General features: G+C 35.6%; 19 protein-coding genes. 8 read left to right on the top strand and 11 right to left on the bottom strand.

What is annotated here, in order from left to right; genetic code table 11:
• The first annotated feature begins 326 nt into the window (after positions 1–326).
• Positions 327–614 (top strand): hypothetical protein, encoded by a 288-nt coding sequence (locus ACNKXS_RS06035; protein WP_026914603.1) that lies wholly within the window; start codon positions 327–329, stop codon positions 612–614.
• A gap of 19 nt (positions 615–633) precedes the next feature.
• Here the strand turns inward: ACNKXS_RS06035 and ACNKXS_RS06030 are convergent, their stop codons facing one another.
• Positions 634–816: a hypothetical protein gene (locus tag ACNKXS_RS06030; protein ID WP_185739452.1), complete on the bottom strand. Its 183-nt coding sequence runs from the start codon at positions 814–816 to the stop codon at positions 634–636.
• Positions 817–887: 71 nt separating this feature from the next.
• Between ACNKXS_RS06030 and ACNKXS_RS06025 the strand changes: the two genes are divergently transcribed.
• From ACNKXS_RS06025 to ACNKXS_RS05995, 7 genes are read left to right on the top strand one after another with little or no spacing between them, the layout of a single operon-like run.
• Complete coding sequence (locus tag ACNKXS_RS06025) at positions 888–3290, top strand: TraG family conjugative transposon ATPase (RefSeq protein WP_417920054.1); 2403 nt, start codon at positions 888–890, stop codon at positions 3288–3290.
• Positions 3291–3294: 4 nt separating this feature from the next.
• Entirely contained in the window at positions 3295–3870 is a 576-nt protein-coding gene (locus tag ACNKXS_RS06020) for a conjugal transfer protein (RefSeq protein ID WP_417920053.1), read from the top strand.
• 1 nt (position 3871) lies between these two features.
• Positions 3872–4714: a hypothetical protein gene (locus tag ACNKXS_RS06015; protein ID WP_141876689.1), complete on the top strand. Its 843-nt coding sequence runs from the start codon at positions 3872–3874 to the stop codon at positions 4712–4714.
• Positions 4715–4725: 11 nt separating this feature from the next.
• On the top strand, positions 4726–5349 hold the full coding sequence (locus tag ACNKXS_RS06010; RefSeq protein WP_417920052.1) for a conjugal transfer protein TraK: 624 nt from the start codon (positions 4726–4728) through the stop codon (positions 5347–5349).
• Complete coding sequence (gene traM, locus ACNKXS_RS06005) at positions 5330–6259, top strand: conjugative transposon protein TraM (protein ID WP_417920051.1); 930 nt, start codon at positions 5330–5332, stop codon at positions 6257–6259. The genes ACNKXS_RS06010 and traM overlap by 20 nt, the downstream gene beginning before the upstream one ends.
• Positions 6256–7113, top strand: a complete 858-nt coding sequence (locus ACNKXS_RS06000) for a DUF4138 domain-containing protein (protein WP_417920050.1) — start codon at positions 6256–6258, stop codon at positions 7111–7113. The genes traM and ACNKXS_RS06000 overlap by 4 nt, the downstream gene beginning before the upstream one ends.
• A gap of 7 nt (positions 7114–7120) precedes the next feature.
• The gene (locus ACNKXS_RS05995; RefSeq protein WP_417920049.1) at positions 7121–7492 is read left to right on the top strand and encodes a hypothetical protein; all 372 of its coding nucleotides are present in this window, start codon (positions 7121–7123) and stop codon (positions 7490–7492) included.
• Positions 7493–7502: 10 nt separating this feature from the next.
• On the opposite strand, the gene ACNKXS_RS05990 is transcribed toward ACNKXS_RS05995, so the two are convergent.
• The 10 genes from ACNKXS_RS05990 to ACNKXS_RS05945 all read right to left on the bottom strand — a co-directional run bounded on the left by ACNKXS_RS05990 (position 7503) and on the right by ACNKXS_RS05945 (position 20135).
• A complete protein-coding gene (locus tag ACNKXS_RS05990) occupies positions 7503–7793 on the bottom strand; it encodes a hypothetical protein (protein WP_417920048.1) in 291 nt (96 codons plus the stop codon).
• Between the two features lie 91 nt (positions 7794–7884).
• The gene (locus ACNKXS_RS05985; protein WP_417920047.1) at positions 7885–10497 is read right to left on the bottom strand and encodes a S8 family peptidase; all 2613 of its coding nucleotides are present in this window, start codon (positions 10495–10497) and stop codon (positions 7885–7887) included.
• Complete coding sequence (locus tag ACNKXS_RS05980) at positions 10490–11470, bottom strand: AAA family ATPase (RefSeq protein WP_417920046.1); 981 nt, start codon at positions 11468–11470, stop codon at positions 10490–10492. The genes ACNKXS_RS05985 and ACNKXS_RS05980 overlap by 8 nt, the downstream gene beginning before the upstream one ends.
• 39 nt (positions 11471–11509) lie before the next feature.
• Entirely contained in the window at positions 11510–13096 is a 1587-nt protein-coding gene (locus tag ACNKXS_RS05975) for a type IV secretory system conjugative DNA transfer family protein (protein ID WP_417920045.1), read from the bottom strand.
• A gap of 5 nt (positions 13097–13101) precedes the next feature.
• On the bottom strand, positions 13102–14133 hold the full coding sequence (gene mobB / locus ACNKXS_RS05970) for a MobB family relaxase (protein WP_417920044.1): 1032 nt from the start codon (positions 14131–14133) through the stop codon (positions 13102–13104).
• 11 nt (positions 14134–14144) lie between these two features.
• The gene (locus ACNKXS_RS05965; RefSeq protein ID WP_417920043.1) at positions 14145–14525 is read right to left on the bottom strand and encodes a BfmA/BtgA family mobilization protein; all 381 of its coding nucleotides are present in this window, start codon (positions 14523–14525) and stop codon (positions 14145–14147) included.
• 443 nt (positions 14526–14968) lie between these two features.
• Positions 14969–15418: a JAB domain-containing protein gene (locus tag ACNKXS_RS05960; RefSeq protein WP_417920042.1), complete on the bottom strand. Its 450-nt coding sequence runs from the start codon at positions 15416–15418 to the stop codon at positions 14969–14971.
• A 74-nt stretch (positions 15419–15492) separates the two neighbouring features.
• Positions 15493–15843: a single-stranded DNA-binding protein gene (locus ACNKXS_RS05955; RefSeq protein WP_417920041.1), complete on the bottom strand. Its 351-nt coding sequence runs from the start codon at positions 15841–15843 to the stop codon at positions 15493–15495.
• A 657-nt stretch (positions 15844–16500) separates the two neighbouring features.
• A complete protein-coding gene (locus ACNKXS_RS05950; RefSeq protein WP_417920040.1) occupies positions 16501–18246 on the bottom strand; it encodes a hypothetical protein in 1746 nt (581 codons plus the stop codon).
• Positions 18243–20135 carry a hypothetical protein gene (locus ACNKXS_RS05945; RefSeq protein ID WP_417920039.1) on the bottom strand — a complete coding sequence of 631 codons (1893 nt, stop codon included), beginning with the start codon at positions 20133–20135 and terminating at the stop codon, positions 18243–18245. The genes ACNKXS_RS05950 and ACNKXS_RS05945 overlap by 4 nt, the downstream gene beginning before the upstream one ends.
• Positions 20136–20356: the final 221 nt, after the last annotated feature.

Genomic DNA, 20356 nt, shown 5'->3' with positions numbered 1-20356 from the left:
CCATTTGCACCGGCATCTTTTCCACCGTGTCCAACATCAATTACAATTCTCCTTTGAACATCGACTTCCTGCCCGAAAATGAGACACATTTTCAGGAGCAAAATCACAAAACTGACGTTTTTGAGGAGATTTTTCATTTCCAATTTTCAGGTTATTAACAACTTCCCTATAGAAATCCATAGAATTTGATGTCAAATAATAACATTGAAATTCAAACAATATCAAAGGATATTTTATTCACATTTATTTGATTTTCAGTTATTTACAATCAAATATATGTAAATTCTAATAATGAAAAATGAACTTAAAATCTAAATTTTTCCGTTATGAAAAAATCACACTATTTAGCGTCCATTCTTTCGCTCTTATCCACTTCCCTTTTTGCTCAAATTGGTGGCATAGAAAATTCCGTTAACGATGTTGGCGATACCATCAGGACTATCTTTCCGATTTTATTGGGTGTTATCTTCTTGGTTGGCTTCCTATTTAATGCTGGACATTTCTTCGGCGAAAATGCGGACCTCAAAAAAGGGATAACAAGAATACTAGTCTTTGTACTAATTGCAGGTGCAGTAGTCGGCATCTTCACATACTTAATAGGAATCGTAGTTTAAAGATGAAGCGGTTCGAAGTCTATAAAAACATTCGGAAACGGGCTGTCATTTTTGGACTGTCCATTTCCCTGTTTGCCTTGATGATGGTTTCCATTTTGGCTTCGTTGCTCATCATCATTTTCTCTTTCAGCTTTGGGATAATAATAGGAGTATTGGTACTCAATGCTTCCTTATTTGTGGTGCTGACGAGGATAACACACAATCCACAAATTTTTCAAATGGCAAATGTTTTCCCAAAAATAATGAGTAACAAAAAAACCTCAGGCTTTGATTATGAACAAGATTAACATTTCAGCATATCAACCCATCGCAGATATTCAGGACAACATCGTGTTTGCCAACAATGGTAACGTTGTCATATGCTATAAAGGGAATCTACCAGAAATATACTCTCTTTCTGAAAAGGATTTTGAAGATATGCACGCTGCTTGGTTTCAGGCTTTGAAATCATTGCCAGTTGGTACTGTGGTTCACAAGCAGGATATCTACCTCAAGAAATCATATACTTCAGAACAACTTCCGAATTCAACCTTTCTGGAAAAGGCTACCCACGAGCATTTTAAAGGTCGTGGGCATATTGAGCACAGCTGTTATTTATTCTTCATCTTGACTAAAAACAAGGCACTCAACAATCCGAAATATGTCAATCCCTTCAGGAAAGTTTCAAAAGAAATCGTACAGGAACTGGATGATAATATCAAGAGCTTCACGAACTCGGTAAGTGATTCAGTTTCCTTTATCAATAACAGCCGAAAGATGGATTTTGTTTCGCTTAATGCGAAAGATATTCGGCAACTAACAAGTGCCTACTTCAATGGCTTCAATGAAGGTTACGACACCGATATTTTACTTGATAAAAAAAGCGTCAATATTGGCGAAAACCATTTTGAGGCCCTGGCCATCAACAGCGAACTGTGCTTTGGCGAAAGTGTACAGAGTAGCAAAACCAATGAGAAATTCACTTCTGACGATTTTGTATTTCATCAAGGGTTTATTGATGGCATAGGGCTTACGCTTAACGAGAACCACATTGTCAATCAAATTCTTTATTTGGATGACAAACAAAAATGGCGTAAGCTACTCGATAAGAAGGTTGAGGAACTAAACAAAAGTTCAAACTTTGGTTCACAAAATAAAGTAGTGCTTGGTAAAATCCAACACATCCTTGACCAAATCAATGCTGATGATAATGCCCGAATTATTCGTGGTCATCTCAATATTATCTATTGGGCAAAGGAAGCCAAAGAGCTCGACAAAATAACTTCAAAAATAAAGACGGAATTTAAAGAACTGGATATCATCCCGTATTACCCAAGAGGCGAAGAACGTAAAAACTATATTTTAAATAGTTACTGCTGTTTTTCGTCCAATTTTTCAAATAATGATTTATATGTAACTGACTTAAAACACGCACTTTGTCTTTTTATCAATAACACTAACTACAAAAGTGATAACACCGGAATCATTTTTAATGACCGTGAGCATAACATTCCTGTTTTAAAGGATGTTTGGGACGAAAAGAAGAAAAGAATAATGGCACGAAACTTCGCCATTTTTGCACCAACTGGTGAAGGCAAATCTTTTCTGGCAAATAACATTCTACGTCAATATTTTGAAATTGGCGTTCGCCTGGTCATTATCGACTTAGGTGGCTCTTATACCAAGTTTGCAAAGCTCTATCCTGAAGAATATACGGTGCTTCGCTACGAAAGTGGAAAGAACCTTGGTATCAATCCATTTTACATTAGCCACACTAATGACCTTACACCAGAACGTTTGGAAGATTTGTCCGTGTTCCTCTTTGAACTGTTTGCTTCAGACTTAAAGGTTACAAAGGCACAATTGGTATCAGTCAAAAAAATACTGCGTCATTATTACGATAGCACTTCAGAAAATCATTCACTGGATGGTTTCTACAGCTTTATAGAAAGGAATCAGGAAGATCTTCTGATCAGCCTAAAAATCCATCCCGATTATTTCAATGTGACGAGCTTCTTGCACGTAATGTCAGAATATGTCGGGGATGGTCTATATAGCTTCCTTTTTGAAGTGAGCGAAGATCAGACCTATAAAATTGAGGACAAGCGTTTGATTGTTTTTGAACTGGATGAAGTGAAGGACAATAAGGAAATCCTGTCTGTAATGTTAAAACTGATTAAGTCAGCTATCCAAAGAACCATCTGGAAGAATAGAGCAGAAAAAGGCATTATCCTCTTTGATGAGTTTGCAAAACAATTAAAGTTTGAAAATGTCCTGGAAAGTGTCGAATTCTACTACCAAGCAATACGAAAACAGAACGGAGCTATCGGTATCATTCTTCAATCCATTAATCAGCTTCCGAAAAATTCCACTTCAGCGAGTATTCTTGAAAACACGCAGGTCATTTATAGCCTGAATAATGAAAAAGGCTATGACGGTTTGGTCAAACGTCTCAATCTATCCAGCCACGATTTAAACCAATTAAAATCAATCAATAACAATCTTTCCGGTCCACGGAAGTACACCGAAATGTTTATCAAAATTGGCAGAGAAAGTAACATCTTCCGTCTGGAAGTTCCGAAGGAAGTATATGCAGCTTACTTGACCGATGGACAAGAAAATGAGGAAATAATGAAGCTCTACAAAGAGCATCAGGATATGCAAAAAGCAATAATTCAATTCGCAGCTAAAACATAATATTATGAAGACAAAAATTTTAATTATCGCAACGGCATTCATCTTTTTATTGCCCACACGCGCTGCGTGTCAGGGAATGCCCACTTATGACAATACCAATTTTATCAGCTTGGTAAAACAACTTGTAGAATCAGGTAAACAGACAACTCAAATGATTAAGTCTGTAAAATTCTTAAAAGATGCAAAGGAGAGCATTGAGAAAGTATCAAGTGTGGTACAGCAGCTTAGAGCAGTTGAGGAAATTGGACAGAACAATCAGCGCCTTATCACCGTAATGCAGAACGATGTACAGGACATACTCAACTCGCCCTACATCAAACCAGAGGAAGTTTCAAGGGTTGCAAAATCTTTTGATGCTATTGTTCAAAACTCATTGGAGACGGTAGATTTTATTGATGAAGTCCTGTCCAGCGATTATCTCAAAATGAGCGATGCAGAACGTGCTGAAATCTTAAAAGCAAAGGAGCTTGAATCAAAGCAGATGGTTTCCAACATAACTACAAAAACAAAACGCTATCGAGACATTATTTCTTTCAGAAAGATGCAAGATAAAGTCAATAACCGAGAAACATTCTACTAAAATGACCGCGACCATTCTCTTAGGAATTGGTCTGGAATATATCGATACCGTTTTCCAGACCATACAGACCAGCAATTTTTCGCAATACACAATTGCGGGAATGAAAACGCTCGCTGTCTTGTTCTTTTTGGTCAACATCCTTAAAAAGTATAACGAAGGCGTTGCAGAGAAGGACGGTCACACTTGGGGATTGAGTCCTGTTGAATTGGTCAAGAATTTTACCATTGTCATCTTGGTCATATTCTCAACTCAGGTATTGGGATTTTTTGACGGGATTTTAGTCGCCATTGAAGAACAATATCGAGGAACAGCACCAGCATTACTGCCTTTGCAAATGCAGGATATTCCTTTAGAGGAAGACGTAAGTCTTTTTGATGCCGCAAGTTCAGCGATGACACTTTTATATGAAGCCCTGGTTACACCTTTATACGGTTTTAAAATATTGGCATTTATCTTAACTACCCTACTTTGGATATTGGATTTGTTCATCTACCCGCTATTCTTAGCAGAGCGCTTCTTCCTTTTAGGAATAATGCAAGCATTTTTTCCTTTGGTCATTAGCCTTGCAGTTTTTGAAAAGTTTCGTTCGCTCGCCTACACGTTCTTCAAACTATATGCAGCGGTGTTTATGCTCGTGCCAGCTTTCTTTCTGGTCAATATATTTATCAATGCCATATATACGGAAATCAACACTAATTTTTGGGTCAACCTTTTTGGGACAGAGGTTGGCCAGGGCTTTTTTGCACCTGTAGTTCAGTTGGGATCAGTAGGTTTTATTGTTTTCTTGAAATTCACCCTATATAAACGTGCCACGTCATTTACGCTAAGACTATTTACCAACTAATTATTTTCAGAATGAAAACACCTTACAAGAACATTTACAGCGTCCTAAAATTGAATCGGTTTATCGTTTTGGCAGTAGTTGTCTGCGCCTTACTATCCAGCACATTTTCGGTTTGGATGGTATTCAACACCAATCAAAAAGCCCTCAATAGTGCCTTTGCTATCAATACCGATGGCAGTATAATTCCGCTGAAGCTCGTAACCCAAAAGGAAAATTTTCGGGTTGAAGCTTTAGCACATTTGGATCTGTTCCATAACTACTTCTATAACATAGATGCGAGTAATTATGAACGTAATTTGGAAAAGGCATTGTGGTTGGGCAATAGTTCCGTGGACAATCTCTACCGCCAGAAAAAAGCGGATGGTGTTTACAACAGGTTGCTTCAGTATTCCTTGGTTCAAAAAGTACTGAGCATCGATTCACGACTATCTGAAAATAATGGCTCGTATAGTTTTACAACAACCACCATTTTTGAAATCAATAGAGGTTCAATCATCGACACCTATGAGTTGGTTTCCACCGGAAACTTGATTACGGTTGACAGAAACTTCCCCAACAATCCGCACGGATTATTAATTACCAACTATTTCGAGAACACCTTAAAAAAACTAAACGATGAAAGTAGAAAAGAATAAAATAGTATTTGCAGCAGTATTGGCCGTGATTGTCATATTCATCATTTCTTATTCCGTAATGGTAATGGGCGATGATGAAAGTGAAACTGAAAACCTTAAGCAAACATTAGTTCCAGATTTAGAAGAAGATCAAAAAGAGTATGATTCCAAACTGGATGCGATTAACGACTTGAAGAAAGTACGTGAAAATAATGCGCCCAGCATTTATGATGAAAAACTGATTGATTCCTTGGGATTTTACGACCCATATCTTCCAGATCGCGAAAAAGAGCGTATTGTAGATAGCATATATGAAGCTGGTAAGATCCAATATTCAGAAAAGCGATACCAAAACTTGGGACACAAAAGAACTGTTCGCAAAGCGGTTTCAAAGATAGATTCTGTAGAAGTAAAACGAGAACAAAAAATCCAAGCGAAAGAATTGGGATTGGAACATCAATTGTTCTTTTCTGCTGCGCCCAAACCCAATGAAGTTTCAATCATCGGCAATACAGATGAAACTATTTATGTGGTTGTAGATGGCGATCAAGTAGTAAAAGCGAATACCAGATTACGAATGCGCCTTACCAAAGTTGCTACCATAAGTGGTAAAGAAATGCCTAAGAACACACCTGTTTTTGGATTTATCAGCTTTCAGCCCAACCGAGCGCTCATTGAAATTGAAAACATACAGCATCATTCCACTAAACTTAAAGCTTTTGATTTATCTGATGGAAGCGAAGGTATCTACGTACAGAACAATTTTCGGGCAGAAGCCACCACTGAAGTTTTGGACGATTTTATTGGTGACATCAACATACCTACCATTCCGCAAATAGGCGGTGTCTCAAACGTCCTAAAGCGAAACAATCGCAATGTTAAAGTAACCGTATTAAATAACTATAGATTAATTCTAAAGCCTAAACTATGAAAACTTTTATCTTAATATTAATTGGGTTTGTTTACACTTTCGCACCTCGACTTTGCTCGGCACAGGCTACAGCACAACAACAACCTATACCACTTGACACTATTTATGCCAACGACACCAAGAATGTTGCGCTATTCTTCCCAGAACCTATCCGCCAAGGTATAACCGGTTCTGACAATTTTGTATTTACTTACAATCGTGAAAAAGAACAGTATTTTGGCCTTCTTCAAGCGAAGCCGGGGAAGGAAAGTAATCTACTGGTAGTCAATAGAAATGGTTCGATTTTTTCGTATATTGTAAGGTATAAAAAACAGCTTTCTAAGCTCAATTATTTCATTCCGTTATCCAATAGTATCGGTAATGAAAGACCGATTGTAAAGGATTCGGTTCTTGTAAAATCATCTGAAGAACTTGTAGATAACAGCACTTATTATTACCAAAAATTCTGCTCATATCTTCTCAATAGAAAACAGCGTATAGGACGCATCAAGAAACGAAATGAAGGTATTATCTTGACCGTAGAGAACATTGTTTTTGATAAGGATGAACTCTATTTTGTTATCGAGATTGAAAATACCTCTACGTTGGATTACAATTTGAATTTCTTGAACCTTTCGATTGAAACAAGACAAAATGGGAAAAGAAAATCGTTGCAACGGCTTTATCAAGAACCGATATATAAACATAATCTGCCTTCTAAGATTATGGAAAATGAAACGGCTCGCTTTGTTTATGTGCTGCCCAAATTTTCACTATCCAATGACCGGAGGGCAATTTTGGAATTGAATGAAAAGGATGGCGAACGAAATATAAAAATGAAACTATCGCATAGATATATTAATAACCCAAATTAATACTGATATGAAAAAATTTGTTGTTTTCTCGCTCATAGCGCTGTTACTTTCTTGTGCTGATTCTAAAACTAAAATCTCGGGACCAAGTGCCACAGCCCAAATTGTTATTGAAAGCTTTTATGAAAAAGATGAAGAAACGTTAAAGGCTAACTCAACACCACAGGCATATTCAAACTACATGAATACTATAAACATGTTTAATGCTACGGTAAAGGATGATTCCAACTTTACTGTTTTGCAGGATACGATTATGGGTGACGTGGCTTGGGTAAAATATACCACAGCTTATGATAAAACGCCTGGTGTTTTTAAACTGGTTAAACAGGACGGCAAATGGCTGGCTACTGCAAGAGGCTCAAAGGACAAAGCGCCGTTTTAAAAAGTGTTTTTTATTTTTCATCAAGATTGATTTCCCAATAAGCTCTCGTGTCGCCTTGACGTATTAAAAATCCTTTATTGTTGATAGCTGAAATGTGCTTACCAACGGCAAATTCATTAATAGCCAAAGCTTCAGCTATATCATTATAGGTTATGGAAGTATTAGCCGCAATAAGTTTAAGAGCTTCTTTTTTTTTAGTTAGAGCTTCAGTCGCATCAATTACACCACCAATTACACCACCAATTGCACCACCTATTTGACCACCTTCTTCAACAGCAGTTTCTTTAGAAATAAAAGTCATCCTAGGGAAGTTCTCTGAAAAGCCAAAACTCTCTTTTCATAGTGTTCCAAAATACGAGGAAAATAATCTCTTTGAAGAATTATTTTAGAATTTATAGAGTTGGCCTAATTCGTGTTTGAACTCGTTGTTTAATTTCTTCATAAATTTTTATATCATTATTTTCCTTGACTTCTAATGTCACGGCCAATCCATATTTAATAGACAGTTTTCCAAGTTCAGATGCATCTTCTCTGCAATTAACTTTTATTTCTAAAAAATCACCGTCAACAAATACATCAGCCTTGTCCCCAATTAGAATGTCGTGTTGCACAGTCCCTAATTGTGAGGTTCGGAAATCATAATATGACCTATCTAATTCGAGATGATTATTATGCTTGAGATTATCGAAAAATAATTGTGCTTTACGATATTGTCTAGTTTTAAAATTTAGAGGGCTATGGTAAGCTAAAGTTATAGTGAGCTTTTTATTGACTTTTCCCTTGGAAAGTGATGGAGGTAATGGAAATCTATATAAATGAGCTTGACCATCATAAAGCTTTCCATATCCAATAATGGTCACGCGTTTCTCAGTGCAATATAAAATGCGTTCGGGATCTATACTTCCATAACCCAGATAAGGCAAAACGTTTTTTTTTGAAGTATTTGAAGCTGATCCCGGCAATTCTTTAATAACCTGCAATAAAAAATCTGAGCTTTTACTCCAGCTTGCACTGTGTACTAATAAACTTTTAATAATTACGGTAAAAAACTCTATAGGTATGAATTTATCTCCTGAATCATTTATAGAAATTAACACATCATAAAGTTGAGCAGCAAGACGAGAGGTCAAAGCCGCTGCATTTGAAGTACCACATAAATAACCAGACTTATTTAATTGTCCAAGACTCCCTGGAAATGCAGCCCTGTTTCCCGGAGGATTTATATTAAAAGGGATAGATTCAATTTTAAGAACAGTTTTTCCTAATAAATTTTGAATTGGAGATTTTCTAAATAGTTTCTGACCACCTGACATTATAATCTCAGGTTTTATACTTCTTCGGTAACCAAAACCAATCCGGCTTATTGGAGACAATAAAGAAGATGACTTAACTAGATTTTTCCTTTGGTATAAATTAGTAGGTATTGAAAAATCCGAATGTGCTGCACCAACTGTAATAGAATTTATTGATTCCGCTGGCGTCAAAATTTTTCTACTAAAATTTGTCCTAATTATTTCCTCTAAAGCTAATTTTTGTATTTCATCATCAGAGAGGTTATCAAATTCAGCTTCTGGAATTTCCAAAACAATATCATCACTAAAATTTCCTGCACTAATTACAAATAGGATATCAAATTGATAAGAAAGCCAATCCAATAATTTTGCCCAAGAGCTCATATTGTTTAAGAAAGGTCTAAAAGCATCACCTATAGAAAAATTAATAATCTTTACTTCAGGTGCTACTGGAGGATTATCAGCATCTCCCACTTTCATTCTTAAAACAGCCCTATGGATTAAATCTATTGGCAAAACGTCATCAGGAAGGCATTCGCCTTGATAAACTTGTGTGCTCAATTTCATTATTGGTCTGACATACAAGGGTCTAGTTAATATCGCTTTTTTCTTATTATCTAAGTCACCGTGAATAATTAGAGAAGCCATTGCTGTACCGTGAAACCTTTGGTTACCCGCATAATTAATTGAGAACTCATCAGGATCATCAATTTGAAGTCTACCTTCTAATAGAGAATGATTTGCAAGGGGAAGACCATCAAAAAGTGCAATAACAGGACGGCTATTTGTGGGTAGTCCATCATTTTCTTCAACATTGGGAAACTTTTTTAAGTTCTCAATATTTTCAGTAATGTCAAAAACCATTTGTCCTACAGGTCGAAAAAACAAAATTTGTTGTGATTTTAAAAAGGAAATATTTGTATTTTCCGTTAAATCATCAAATACTTGTATCGGTGCTTTTGCTATGAATGCATGATATGATATTTCGGAGATTATTGTCCTCGAACCTTTCACTTCTTCTCCGTTATGCAAATTTAGTAAATGTGATACTTCTTCATAGGCTTTGCGATTTGCTTGGTCACTACCTTTAAAGGCCAATTCTATTTCAAATCTTACGAAATCAAAATCGTATAATTTTATTTCCTGGATATATTCTTCAATACCAGTATCACGTATCCTATCACTAACGTTATAGGGTCTAATATTTTTTAATTGTTCAAAAAGCAATCTAAATTTTGTAGTCCCTCGCTTAAAATTTTGTTTTTCTTTAGTTTTTTTGTATTCCTTCCAATATTTCTGGAGTTCTTTAAGAGCTCTTTGATTTGTCATAGTGAGATAGAACCGGGCATCAACATTTTCTTCAGATCTATTACCATTCTTATCAATGTTATAGAAATCATCTTCTGCCTCAAAATCAGTCTCATATTCGGCTAAAAACTCCATTCCTGGTGTCTTTTTCACTGCTTTAAAAAAATCTTTTATTTCTCCTGCAGTTTCTATCACCAGGATCATTTCAGGAATAATGTTTCCCGCCTCCTTTTGAAGTGAAGCAGACTTATTAGAAAGTACTCGGTCTAATTCAGTAATTTTGTGTTCATTTCTTTCAATCTGACGAGACTTCGATGGGGTAAACATTTTACCAGGAAAACCTTGTTTTTTAGATTTTTCCGCACTTATAGGCAATGGGAACAAAAGAAGTGGTTTTTTAACCATTCCCTAAAGAATATTTATGTTCCATTTGCGTAAGGCATTCATCCACTAACCTTTTTACATTTACATCGGGGAGGGATAATATATATTTACGTTCAATATCAAGAATGAATTCTTCAATCTCAGCAAAATTAAGACCTTCCAGCTTATTTGCTATTTTATCAATTGGATATTGCAAATCGTATTTAACACGCTGCTCAAAGTTTTTGAGCCAAGTCTTTATCATTGACTTATCTGGAGCTTTCAATTCCAATCTTATCTGAAACCGCCTCCATACAGCCCTATCCAAAAGTTCTGCATGATTAGTTGCCGCAACTACCACCACATAACTTGGTAAACGATCAATCTGAAGAAGTAAAGAGCTTACAACTCTTTTGATTTCACCCGTTTCGTGTATATCTCCACGTTCTTTTCCTATAGTATCAAATTCATCAAAAAACAAAACGCATTCTTGAGTTCTAATAAAATCAAAAGTAGCCTTAAGACGAGTAGCAGTTTCTCCTAGATAACTGCCAATAATTCCATCATATCTTACAACGTAGAAAGGAATCATTAAAGATTGAGCTATGACTTCTGCTAAAGATGTCTTACCATTTCCAGGAGGACCTGCCAAAAGAATACGGTTTCTAGGTTCCAAGTTATAGGATCTTAATAAATCGCTCCGATGGTGCTCTTGGATAAGGTCTTGAATGATTGCCTGATTTTCATAATTTAAAATCACATCATCCAAAGCTTTCTGAGGATATATACGATATAAAAAACTATCTAATCCGTCATCCATTAAACGATTATGTACGGGTTGATTAGACTTAGGCTTAGGAGCTTTGGAAATTAAATCTAATAATTGTTGCGCTACAATATGATGTTGTTTACTCTTTTCTTCGGCAATAATCGATTCAACAACTTTTTTAAAAAGAGTATTGTCTCCGTTAGTTCCGGCCTTTACTAATTTCAATAATAAATCTGCTCTTGCCATTTGTACAAATATAAATATTTTGATTTGTCAAACTATAATTTAATTAAAAATCGACCTAGCCTCATCATAAATCCGTTCAAAATTTGCCGCTAAATCCGCCTGAGAAAATTGCTTGGATTCTTCAGGAAGAGGAAGCTGCCGTTGAATTCGCGCTAATTCAAACTGAACTTTCTTATCCTTGCCATCGGCATAGGTGATAAACTCGCCTTGTTTCAATCTAAAAAAAACGTCCGCTCTAATCTTTGGGATTTCTTTTTCGCCAGTCGTAATACGAGTATCAAAATCGAGATTATGGCCACGACTGATACTTTTCGTCGGGTCTTTAATGATTTCAAAAAAACGCTCGTAATATTTAGCCGTATCTGGGTCATTGACCTTTCCGAAGAACTGGTAGGATAAGTTGCTCAAAATGGCTTTGCTTGCCTTATCGCCATACATCATATCATTCTGAATTTTGTCCTGCATTACATACACAGTAGCAATATCATAACTTCTGAGCGTTGCTGGAATGCGGTGCATATTCAGTAATCGTATGGTAGGTGCTTCTTCCATCAATAAAAAAGACGGTCTCTGACCGCGTACGCTCATTTGCTTGGTAATGGTGTGAATAATGGTTGCAACAACAGGCGAATAGGATGTTTCATATTTTGGATTGTTTACTACTGAAATGATTGCTGGATTATCCTCGCTATTAATATTTAATGGTACTTCGTCTACGGATAATGCCATAAAAATGCGCTGTGTACTAATTCGTTTCAGCGCATTGGCCAAGGTGCTTTTTACACCAGCGGTCTGCCTATCAGAATCCTTACCACTAATAAATGCATCTGCCATTGCCCTCGATGTGGTGTTGGTCTCCAAAAACTGAATAAGGCTATCCGTGTCCAATAGTTGATAAATCGCTATCAAATGTGGTAGCGTACAGTATTTGGAATAGTCGGTTTTCAGCTTCCAAATCAAACCACCAATCAAACCTTCGGCAGCATCATTAAAGAATTTTGTTGTTCCGGCAGTTCCGCTTTCCCTTTGTTCCAGAAGATTTTCAATTAATACCCTCGACACCTCATTTACGCTTTCCTCGTTCTCTAAATAGCATGGCGCAATAGGATTTACCCGGTGGATGATTTTATCGAAGGAAATGACCTTAAACGGGATATCGCTATCCTTAAAAAGTGGAAATGCCATTTCGGTCAGTTCAAAATCCTTGTAGTCGTGAATAATTCCACAGAAGTGTTCTTTCCGGAAATGTTTTAAAAAGCCATACACCACACTTTCGGTCTTTCCACTTCCGGCAGAACCTATTATGGATGCGCCCCTTTTGATATTATCCAATTTGAAATTTCCTTTGGACGTTGCAAAATTGACTTGATATTTTCTATCGCCATTCTGTACGTTTTCAGTTTTATGAAGAAAGACATAAAACCCTATATTAATTAGCATTAGCGGGCATACCAGATACAGCAATATTGATACTAATTCGTTCCATTCAGAAATAGAGAAAATGAGAAATGAAAGTATTGCGATATTCAGAAGAAACGCATACTTGCTAAACCGAAACATCGCATAGAAAACCATACTGGATAAACCAAGAATTGAAAGTAACGATATAAGATTGTCTAACTCCATATCAATTAGATTCCGATGGAACTTGATTTAATGGCCACTTCTACCCCACGTCTTAAATGCTTGAAAACCCGAAGTGCAATTTGTGCTTGACTAATTGGAATACTTGGCACTATGGGCAATCCCGTTTTTGTGATCATTTTGAAAGCCAATGCTTTTTCATTGGCTGGCAACTTCATCAAGGCGGCGAAGTATAGATTAGGATTCTTTACAAAATCCTTTCGGGCTTTATAGGTTTCGGCAAAGTTGCGTTTATAGTCAAAAGTTTTGTCAAACGTTTTTTCCGCTTTCGCGAAAAAGGTATCTCTATCAAAACCGCGCTTTACCTTTTTACCGTGCATTTCAACTTCCGAAGCTTTGTGTTTGCTTCCTGGAGAAAGACTAACCGAATTTGAAGCATCCTTTCTGCTCACGATGATATGGATATGACTTTGGTTTCCATCTTTTCGCATTCCCTGGACAATCCGTTTTCCGTTTTGTTGATGCGGTGCTTGGCGTTCCAATTTTGCTACTTTGCTTTTCATACTTTTAATATTCCCTTCAGCTCTTCCTTCTTGAACATTTCGGATTTCAGTTTTTAGCTGAAGAATTTTTGAAGCGTAAGGTTGATTCTCTTTAATCTGAAAATCTGTTCCTTTAAAGGTTCGTTGATGTTCAATTTTAGCGAAGTATTTTATGTCATCTATGCTTATGGGTCGTCCGTGAATTTCTCGATTGAAGCTGGCAACATAATCCTTCATAAGCTCACGCGTGTAGGTTTTTAAATCTTGGCTATTGTTCTGAAGTTTTCGCAATTCGTACTTTGACGGACTGACCGTAATCGAATAAAACTTGGGTTCTTTCTTTTTCAATTTTGCGGTGTTTCCATCGATTTCTTTTACCACTTCTTCAGCGGAAATTTCATCGCCATATTGATTGAAAAAGTGTTCCATATCTTGCTGTTCTAGACCCTCGTTTTCTTTCTCTAAATAGCCCACAAAATCAGCTGAACTTTGTGAATAATTATTCCCCAACTTTTGAGGTGTTATTGTGATGTACATAGTTCAAAAAATTAAAGTTGGTTACTTGGGTTTTGCTTTTCGCGAAAGCGTACTTCCTTTTTTTTTTCGGCATATTTCTTTTCTACAATCAGCGATTTTTTTGTAGGTTCTTCTGTTTCAAAAAGGGATTGAATCATCGCTACCGTCGGTTTCGTTTGTGTCTTTTCCACGTCTCGCATTATGGCGATAACTGCGTTAATTCTTTTTAAAAGTTTTGCTTCAATTGTTCGTCCCGTTGGACCTAATTTTTCCTTTGGCGATATTTCGTTATAGAAGAAAAAATCGAGAATAGTTGACATTGCTTCAGTATGTGACTTGAAGTGTGTTTTCGAAAATTCTTGAAAACGTTTGGCAGTTTTCCGTTTAAACCTAATTGTAATGAATGAATCCATTTTCTTTCGCTTTTTTAAAGATTTGACGTAAATCCACCCCTGTTTACTGACTATTTCAAGCTGTTTGACGCAAATTGTAGAAACTTTAAAATATAGACTGATTGTAAATAGTTAATAATCAGATGTTTAAAACGTAAATGGAATCCGTAACATCGCTCAGCGTGTTACCCTCTTGCTATTCCATTTTCGTCCGCACAGCGGACAAAATTTCATACAATTTGCTTATACACAAATTGCTTTTTTCGGAATTCGAATAATTCCAAATTGTAAATTATCGATGGATACAGCTATCAGCGAAAGTCAAAAATTGGATAGCTATAAAAATTATATTTGCTGAAGTTCAGCTTTTTAAAGATACAATTTTTTGGAATTTTAATGAAAAATAGATTCCATAAAAAAGACCTGAAAAATCAGATCTTTTTAGAATTTATAAGGAGGTTCTGTTATAACAGTCCTTCATCTGCAAAAGAGAAGTAATTACCGTCTGGAGTAATAATTAAATGATCAAAGACTTTGATATCAAATAACACAGCAGCATTTTTAATTTTCTCCGTAAGCCTTTTATCTGCTTCACTGGGTTTTAAAGTTCCGCTGGGATGATTATGTGCTAAAATAACAGAGGTAGTCAAACTCTTTAGAACTACCGCAAAAAGAATTCTTAAATCTACTAATGTGCCGGTAATTCCACCCGTAGAAACTTCATAGATTCCTTTAACCTTATTGGCATTATTAAGAAGCATAACTTTAAAGCATTCTTGCAGTCCTATCTGGTCTTTATTCCACTCACTAAATAATAGTTCGGATGCACTCAACGAAGAAGTGATTTTAGGAGCCTGAGAGATTTTAAAATTTCCCTGATATTTTATTGAGATTTCATTAACTTTAGTTTTCATTATTGACTTTTTAAAGGGTTGATAATTAAAAGAGGGCGTTACCGTGAACAAGTACCCGCCCTCTTATTTTTTTATTACTGGCTATCGCCATTTTTTACACCTAGCAAAAGAATTTCGTTGGCTTCTATTTCGGTTACATACCGTTTTACTCCATCTTTATCCTCATAGCTGCGGGATTTAAGTTTTCCAGCTACTCCAATCTCTTTACCCTTTCCGGCATATTTTTCAATAATTTCTGCAGTTTTTCCCCAGGCCACGATAGTGTGCCATTCGGTATTCTGTATTTTTTCGCCTTTTTCATTTTTATAAAACTCATTAGTGGCGAGTGAAAAACGGGCAACTTTTTTACCGCTTTCGAGGTGCGTGATTTGTGGATCCTGTCCGACATTTCCAATTAACTGTACGTGATTTTTCAAAGTACTCATGATTAAAAGATTTAAAGATTACTAATTATGCCACCTGAACCTTTCAGATAGTTTGCTTTATTATTTTTCTTAAATGATTTACTTATTATATCTGGAGCGTTTTCCTTTTTTGTTTTTTATGGTGCGACTTCCTTTTGAATGTTTTTATAAGATTTCATAAGATTCATTTTAGATTTACTTCCTATAGCGCCCTCGCTGTTACCTTTTTTTGTTGCTGATACATTTTCAATATTTGGAATTGATAAGGACTTATAAAAAGGAGGTATGACTGGCTTATGCAGTGCGTTCAACTTCCGAATGTTGGTATTTTGCTATTAAAAAAAGAGAATGACAGTGAGGGTGCGGGAGTAATTCTAAAGGCGTTTGTGAAATATTAAAACATAGGAAGTAGCATCAAATGAATAAATGGAATTCCTATTTAGCGGACTTAATTCACGATTTAGGCTCGGGAATGTAGTGTTCCTTCCCAGCATGGCGGGAAGGGTTAACGGAATGGAAAGCTGAAATTGGGGATTGTGTCCAAGACCTTTCTAGTGAAGCTCTTTGACCGTAATGAAGCTTTTTGCGAAATGCAGGGGAATGTGCTGAGTGGAAAGTGTCGATTTAATCAATACCTTAGAGTTATCCCATAAATCCAATATGCTACTGAAATTTATCCTAGGATTTTAACAAACCATCCATCTTAATATTTCTCCATTTATCGGGAAAATAAGGTATTTGAAAATAGAAGTGTGCCAAATCTTTTAGAAAAGCATATCCTGCTTTATCTGTACGATACTCATAGATAAATTCGTCTTTTCTTTTCCATATCTTTTCCTTAAACTCTTCAAAAGGCAATTCGTCTATTAAATTTTTTGTAAGTCTTGTATCCACTTGATATCCATCTCGTAGAGGTTTTGAAAATAACTGTTCTTCTAGGTCATTTTCTTTATCCTCAATGAGGTTTTCGGACACTGAATTTTTGCTGTGATGAGGAATAAAAAGTCCCAATGTGATATCGTGTTTTTTTACGAAAATTCTCAATTGGTTATATTCTTCCTCCAAACCAAAAAGAGCAATATATTCTAATAAAACTGCCAGTAAGGGCGAGGTAGAATCCGAATAATAAACTGGCTTCGTTCCTGTAACTGTATATTTAATAACATTTTGAATACTATTATTGGCATCCGGTAGCATTCCGGATTTTTCCTTTCTATATTGTATTGTACCAAGTATACTCCTAAGATATGCTCTAGCTGAATCGATATCGTCAGTCTCTATAAAAAGTTCTATGGTATTTACTATGACCAATGAATGAATATCCAACAGCGGTCTTTTAGAAACCGAGTTGTGCTGAACAACATTGTAAACTCCCGTCCTAGCATCCAATAAATCATAGTCTGGGAAACAAGCTTTCTCCATATTTATGAGAATAAGTAAATAAGCCAAATAGTCGAAAGTTCTTTGGGTATAACCTACTTGCTCATACATACCGCCATTTTCAGAGTAAAGTCCATCTTTGGTCTGTACTATGGAAAGAGTTCTATCAAAATACTGTTGTAATACTTCATAAAAGAACAGCATTACCTGATTAAAAGCCTTTAGAACCTTTTTATCGTTTTCCAAATTGTTCTTTAAAATCCAGTACCAATATCGTAGTACTAAGTGGGTAAGGTAACGTTTTGCAATATCAAGATTGTTATATTCTTTAGACTCCGTGTAAATTATGAATGAAATAAGTTTCAGTGTTTCAAAAAGTAATTGCCATTTCCTAGGAATTTTGGTTTTATACTGTTTCCATTCATTTTTTTCAAACAACGAATCGACAAGTTTTATAAAGTCTCGCGAAACCCCATCTGAAGTGTCCAAATTAACCAAAACTCTATTAAAAAGTTTTGTGGTTGATAAGTCTGTAAGTAAGTATGCTCCGAAAAGATTTTCAGAAAACATAGCGGTCAGGCGGGCAATATCCCAGCGTTCAAAAACCGTGTTATCAACAGATTTACTTATTTTGACCAAAAAGTTTTCAAAGGTTTTTTGCAGGCCGCCTTCAATAACACCGTTATGTACAATTACAACTTTTAAGGGGAGGTCTTCAAATTTTGGATATGCCGAGACAAATGGCGTATAAGCTGCTTCGGTAATTGATTCCTGTATTCCATCTTTGCCGTAAAAGTTTCTCGTGGTGATATTTCTATCCGCACCACCTTTCAGTTCAAAATAAAATCGTTTTTTAACTTTATTTTCATCAATTCCTACTGCTACAATATCTTTCCCATATTCTTGCAGACCCAAATATTCAGTCGGTTTTGACAAAATCTCAAATCCCATACTTTCCAATAATAGAGGGAAAATACGATTTAACTCATCCTTCTCAGTTAAAGATTCGAGATAGTCTTTGACCACAAGTTGCTTAATATTCATCTCTTGTCATAGGTATTTAAAATATATTCTTGAAGGTCAGGATTTTTGAACAATCTGGCGTCAAGTATAAAACTGGATTCTACTTTCCCTAATGGCATCACTTCGTCTTCAAGTTCTTGCTTCCAACTGTTTCCCCTTACTATTATAGTACTCTTTCCAACAGCTGCAAGAAAACCCTTTGGGTTCTCATTAATATCTTGCATCATTTTAGCTCTATTCTCGTGTTCTAGGCTAGAATACAAATCCATTAAATCCCGTTCATTTTCATATGGGTTTAGGTCATTTATAGATTTCTTTTTTGCTACAATAGATTTATAATTTTTGTAGGCTTCCTTTAGCGGTCTTACAAATGCTTTATCTTCTTTAGATTCGCCTAACAGGTTTTCTATGTCATCCAATAAAGACTTATGATAGGCATCGTATATAAGTTCAGAGAGTTTTATCTGAAGAAATTTTACAACTTCTGGGTAAGGCGATTGGCTTAGGGGAAGAACTATAGGAAGTAATCTATCAAAAGTATGTGGAAATAAGGTAATAGCTTCAATTGCCTTTGCCTGTTGCTGTTTTGTTTCCAATTTCAACAAATCTATTGGAATTGCCCCAAAGCTTCCAGTCATTATGATTTCTACAGGAAGCATACCTAATTTATCCTCCGGCCTGAAAAGTTCAAGGATTTGTTTTTCGGTTTCTTGTGTATCATTATTCCAAAAGTGAAAAATGGCACTTTCAAATCGATTAATGGAACCTCTTTGCCATCCAGCTTTATAAATCATTTTCATCAAGTGAAATAAATACTCGGAATTCTCATAGTTATAAAAAAAGCTTTCTATAACAGAAATATCCTGCGTATTTTCCAGATAGATGTGAAGTAATTTATATTTTTCGGCCTCAAAAGATTTAAGATTGTAGATTATTGTACGAAATACAATTTTAACGGATTCTTTGTTTTCTTGTTGCAGATAAGTAATAAGTAAACTAAAACAATCTCCACGCAGTTTCTCATTTACTTTTGAATTATCGATTAAGCTGCAAATAACCTGAGCTTTACTCCCAGCAGATTCTGTTAAATGGTCATTGCGGACTAATTCAAATATCAAATTATTTTCCTCGTCTGAAAGGTTTTTCAACGAATTCAATACATGATAACCCTGCTGTGGATGACTTTTATGCAATTCAAGAGCCTTTTCAAACACCCCTCCTAAACCACTATTGTGAAGTCCTATCAGTAGACTAGCTATGAAGAATGTTTCACTGGGTTGTTCGGACCTGACTGCAATAGAATATATTTCCTCAGCTAAATTAAAATTATTGAAAGCTAAATTACGTGCAAATTCGTCTACGTAAAAGCGGTCATCGGTTGCAAGTGTTCGTTGACATATCTCCCAAATTTCTTTTGATGAATATTTTGAATATGGAAGGAATCTATAAAGGTGCTGTTCAAATAAAAAAAGTTCGTTCTCCCTTTCTCCTTTAGGCTTTAATTTGTCTAAATAAAATCCTTTGACATCAAATCGATCTGAATGCAGTCTATGTAAAATATAACCTTGTAATCCCTTAATCAAACTGCCGTAACCATTGATTACATTTTCGGCAATTCCATTTTCCTCTTTTAATTTTTTCTGAAAATCTTCAACCAAGCCAAACGCTCCCACAATATTTTTAGGTATTTCTCTTTCCAGATAAACTTCAGCTTCTTTAAGTAGTTTTCTATTGAATTCAATAGAATTTGGATTAAGCTTGATACTTTCAGGATTTGAGTCTATCTCAAATATAATTTCCTTGTCTAACAGTAGGGAATTATTAGCTATTTCCTCTTTTGGAAACTCCACTCTTTGTGTACTTATACACTTTTCGATTAAATCTTTTACTGCGTTATCAATTTTAGTCATTGGATTAATCGTTTTCAAGAATCAGATTGGCAATTACAATACTATAAAAAAAATGTTAAAAACAGATTTCTAAATTGAATTTACAGATTGTTAATACCAAATGATAAGCTTTATAATTAATGGAGAGAAAATACCGTATTGTTGTACCTATGTTGTACCCAGACCATAAAAAAAGGCTTCACATTTCTGTGAAGCCTTGTCTTTTCTAGTAGCGGGAACTG

This window comes from Christiangramia marina, from assembly GCF_048285865.1.
In the GTDB taxonomy this organism is placed as follows: domain Bacteria; phylum Bacteroidota; class Bacteroidia; order Flavobacteriales; family Flavobacteriaceae; genus Christiangramia; species Christiangramia marina.
Note: the sequence above shows the minus strand (reverse complement) of the source record. Positions and strands in the feature narration are given on the sequence as shown.

Bases quoted from the DNA above. Each gene is read 5' to 3' on its own strand.
- ACNKXS_RS06035 (WP_026914603.1), top strand. From the start codon at position 327: ATGAAAAAATCACACTATTTAGCGTCCATTCTTTCGCTCTTATCCACT.
- ACNKXS_RS06025 (WP_417920054.1), top strand. From the start codon at position 888: ATGAACAAGATTAACATTTCAGCATATCAACCCATCGCAGATATTCAG.
- ACNKXS_RS06020 (WP_417920053.1), top strand. From the start codon at position 3,295: ATGAAGACAAAAATTTTAATTATCGCAACGGCATTCATCTTTTTATTG.
- ACNKXS_RS06015 (WP_141876689.1), top strand. From the start codon at position 3,872: ATGACCGCGACCATTCTCTTAGGAATTGGTCTGGAATATATCGATACC.
- ACNKXS_RS06010 (WP_417920052.1), top strand. From the start codon at position 4,726: ATGAAAACACCTTACAAGAACATTTACAGCGTCCTAAAATTGAATCGG.
- traM (WP_417920051.1), top strand. From the start codon at position 5,330: ATGAAAGTAGAAAAGAATAAAATAGTATTTGCAGCAGTATTGGCCGTG.
- ACNKXS_RS06000 (WP_417920050.1), top strand. From the start codon at position 6,256: ATGAAAACTTTTATCTTAATATTAATTGGGTTTGTTTACACTTTCGCA.
- ACNKXS_RS05995 (WP_417920049.1), top strand. From the start codon at position 7,121: ATGAAAAAATTTGTTGTTTTCTCGCTCATAGCGCTGTTACTTTCTTGT.
- ACNKXS_RS05990 (WP_417920048.1), bottom strand. From the start codon at position 7,793: ATGACTTTTATTTCTAAAGAAACTGCTGTTGAAGAAGGTGGTCAAATA.
- ACNKXS_RS05985 (WP_417920047.1), bottom strand. From the start codon at position 10,497: ATGGTTAAAAAACCACTTCTTTTGTTCCCATTGCCTATAAGTGCGGAA.
- ACNKXS_RS05980 (WP_417920046.1), bottom strand. From the start codon at position 11,470: ATGGCAAGAGCAGATTTATTATTGAAATTAGTAAAGGCCGGAACTAAC.
- ACNKXS_RS05975 (WP_417920045.1), bottom strand. From the start codon at position 13,096: ATGGAGTTAGACAATCTTATATCGTTACTTTCAATTCTTGGTTTATCC.
- mobB (WP_417920044.1), bottom strand. From the start codon at position 14,133: ATGTACATCACAATAACACCTCAAAAGTTGGGGAATAATTATTCACAA.
- ACNKXS_RS05965 (WP_417920043.1), bottom strand. From the start codon at position 14,525: ATGGATTCATTCATTACAATTAGGTTTAAACGGAAAACTGCCAAACGT.
- ACNKXS_RS05960 (WP_417920042.1), bottom strand. From the start codon at position 15,418: ATGAAAACTAAAGTTAATGAAATCTCAATAAAATATCAGGGAAATTTT.
- ACNKXS_RS05955 (WP_417920041.1), bottom strand. From the start codon at position 15,843: ATGAGTACTTTGAAAAATCACGTACAGTTAATTGGAAATGTCGGACAG.
- ACNKXS_RS05950 (WP_417920040.1), bottom strand. From the start codon at position 18,246: ATGAATATTAAGCAACTTGTGGTCAAAGACTATCTCGAATCTTTAACT.
- ACNKXS_RS05945 (WP_417920039.1), bottom strand. From the start codon at position 20,135: ATGACTAAAATTGATAACGCAGTAAAAGATTTAATCGAAAAGTGTATA.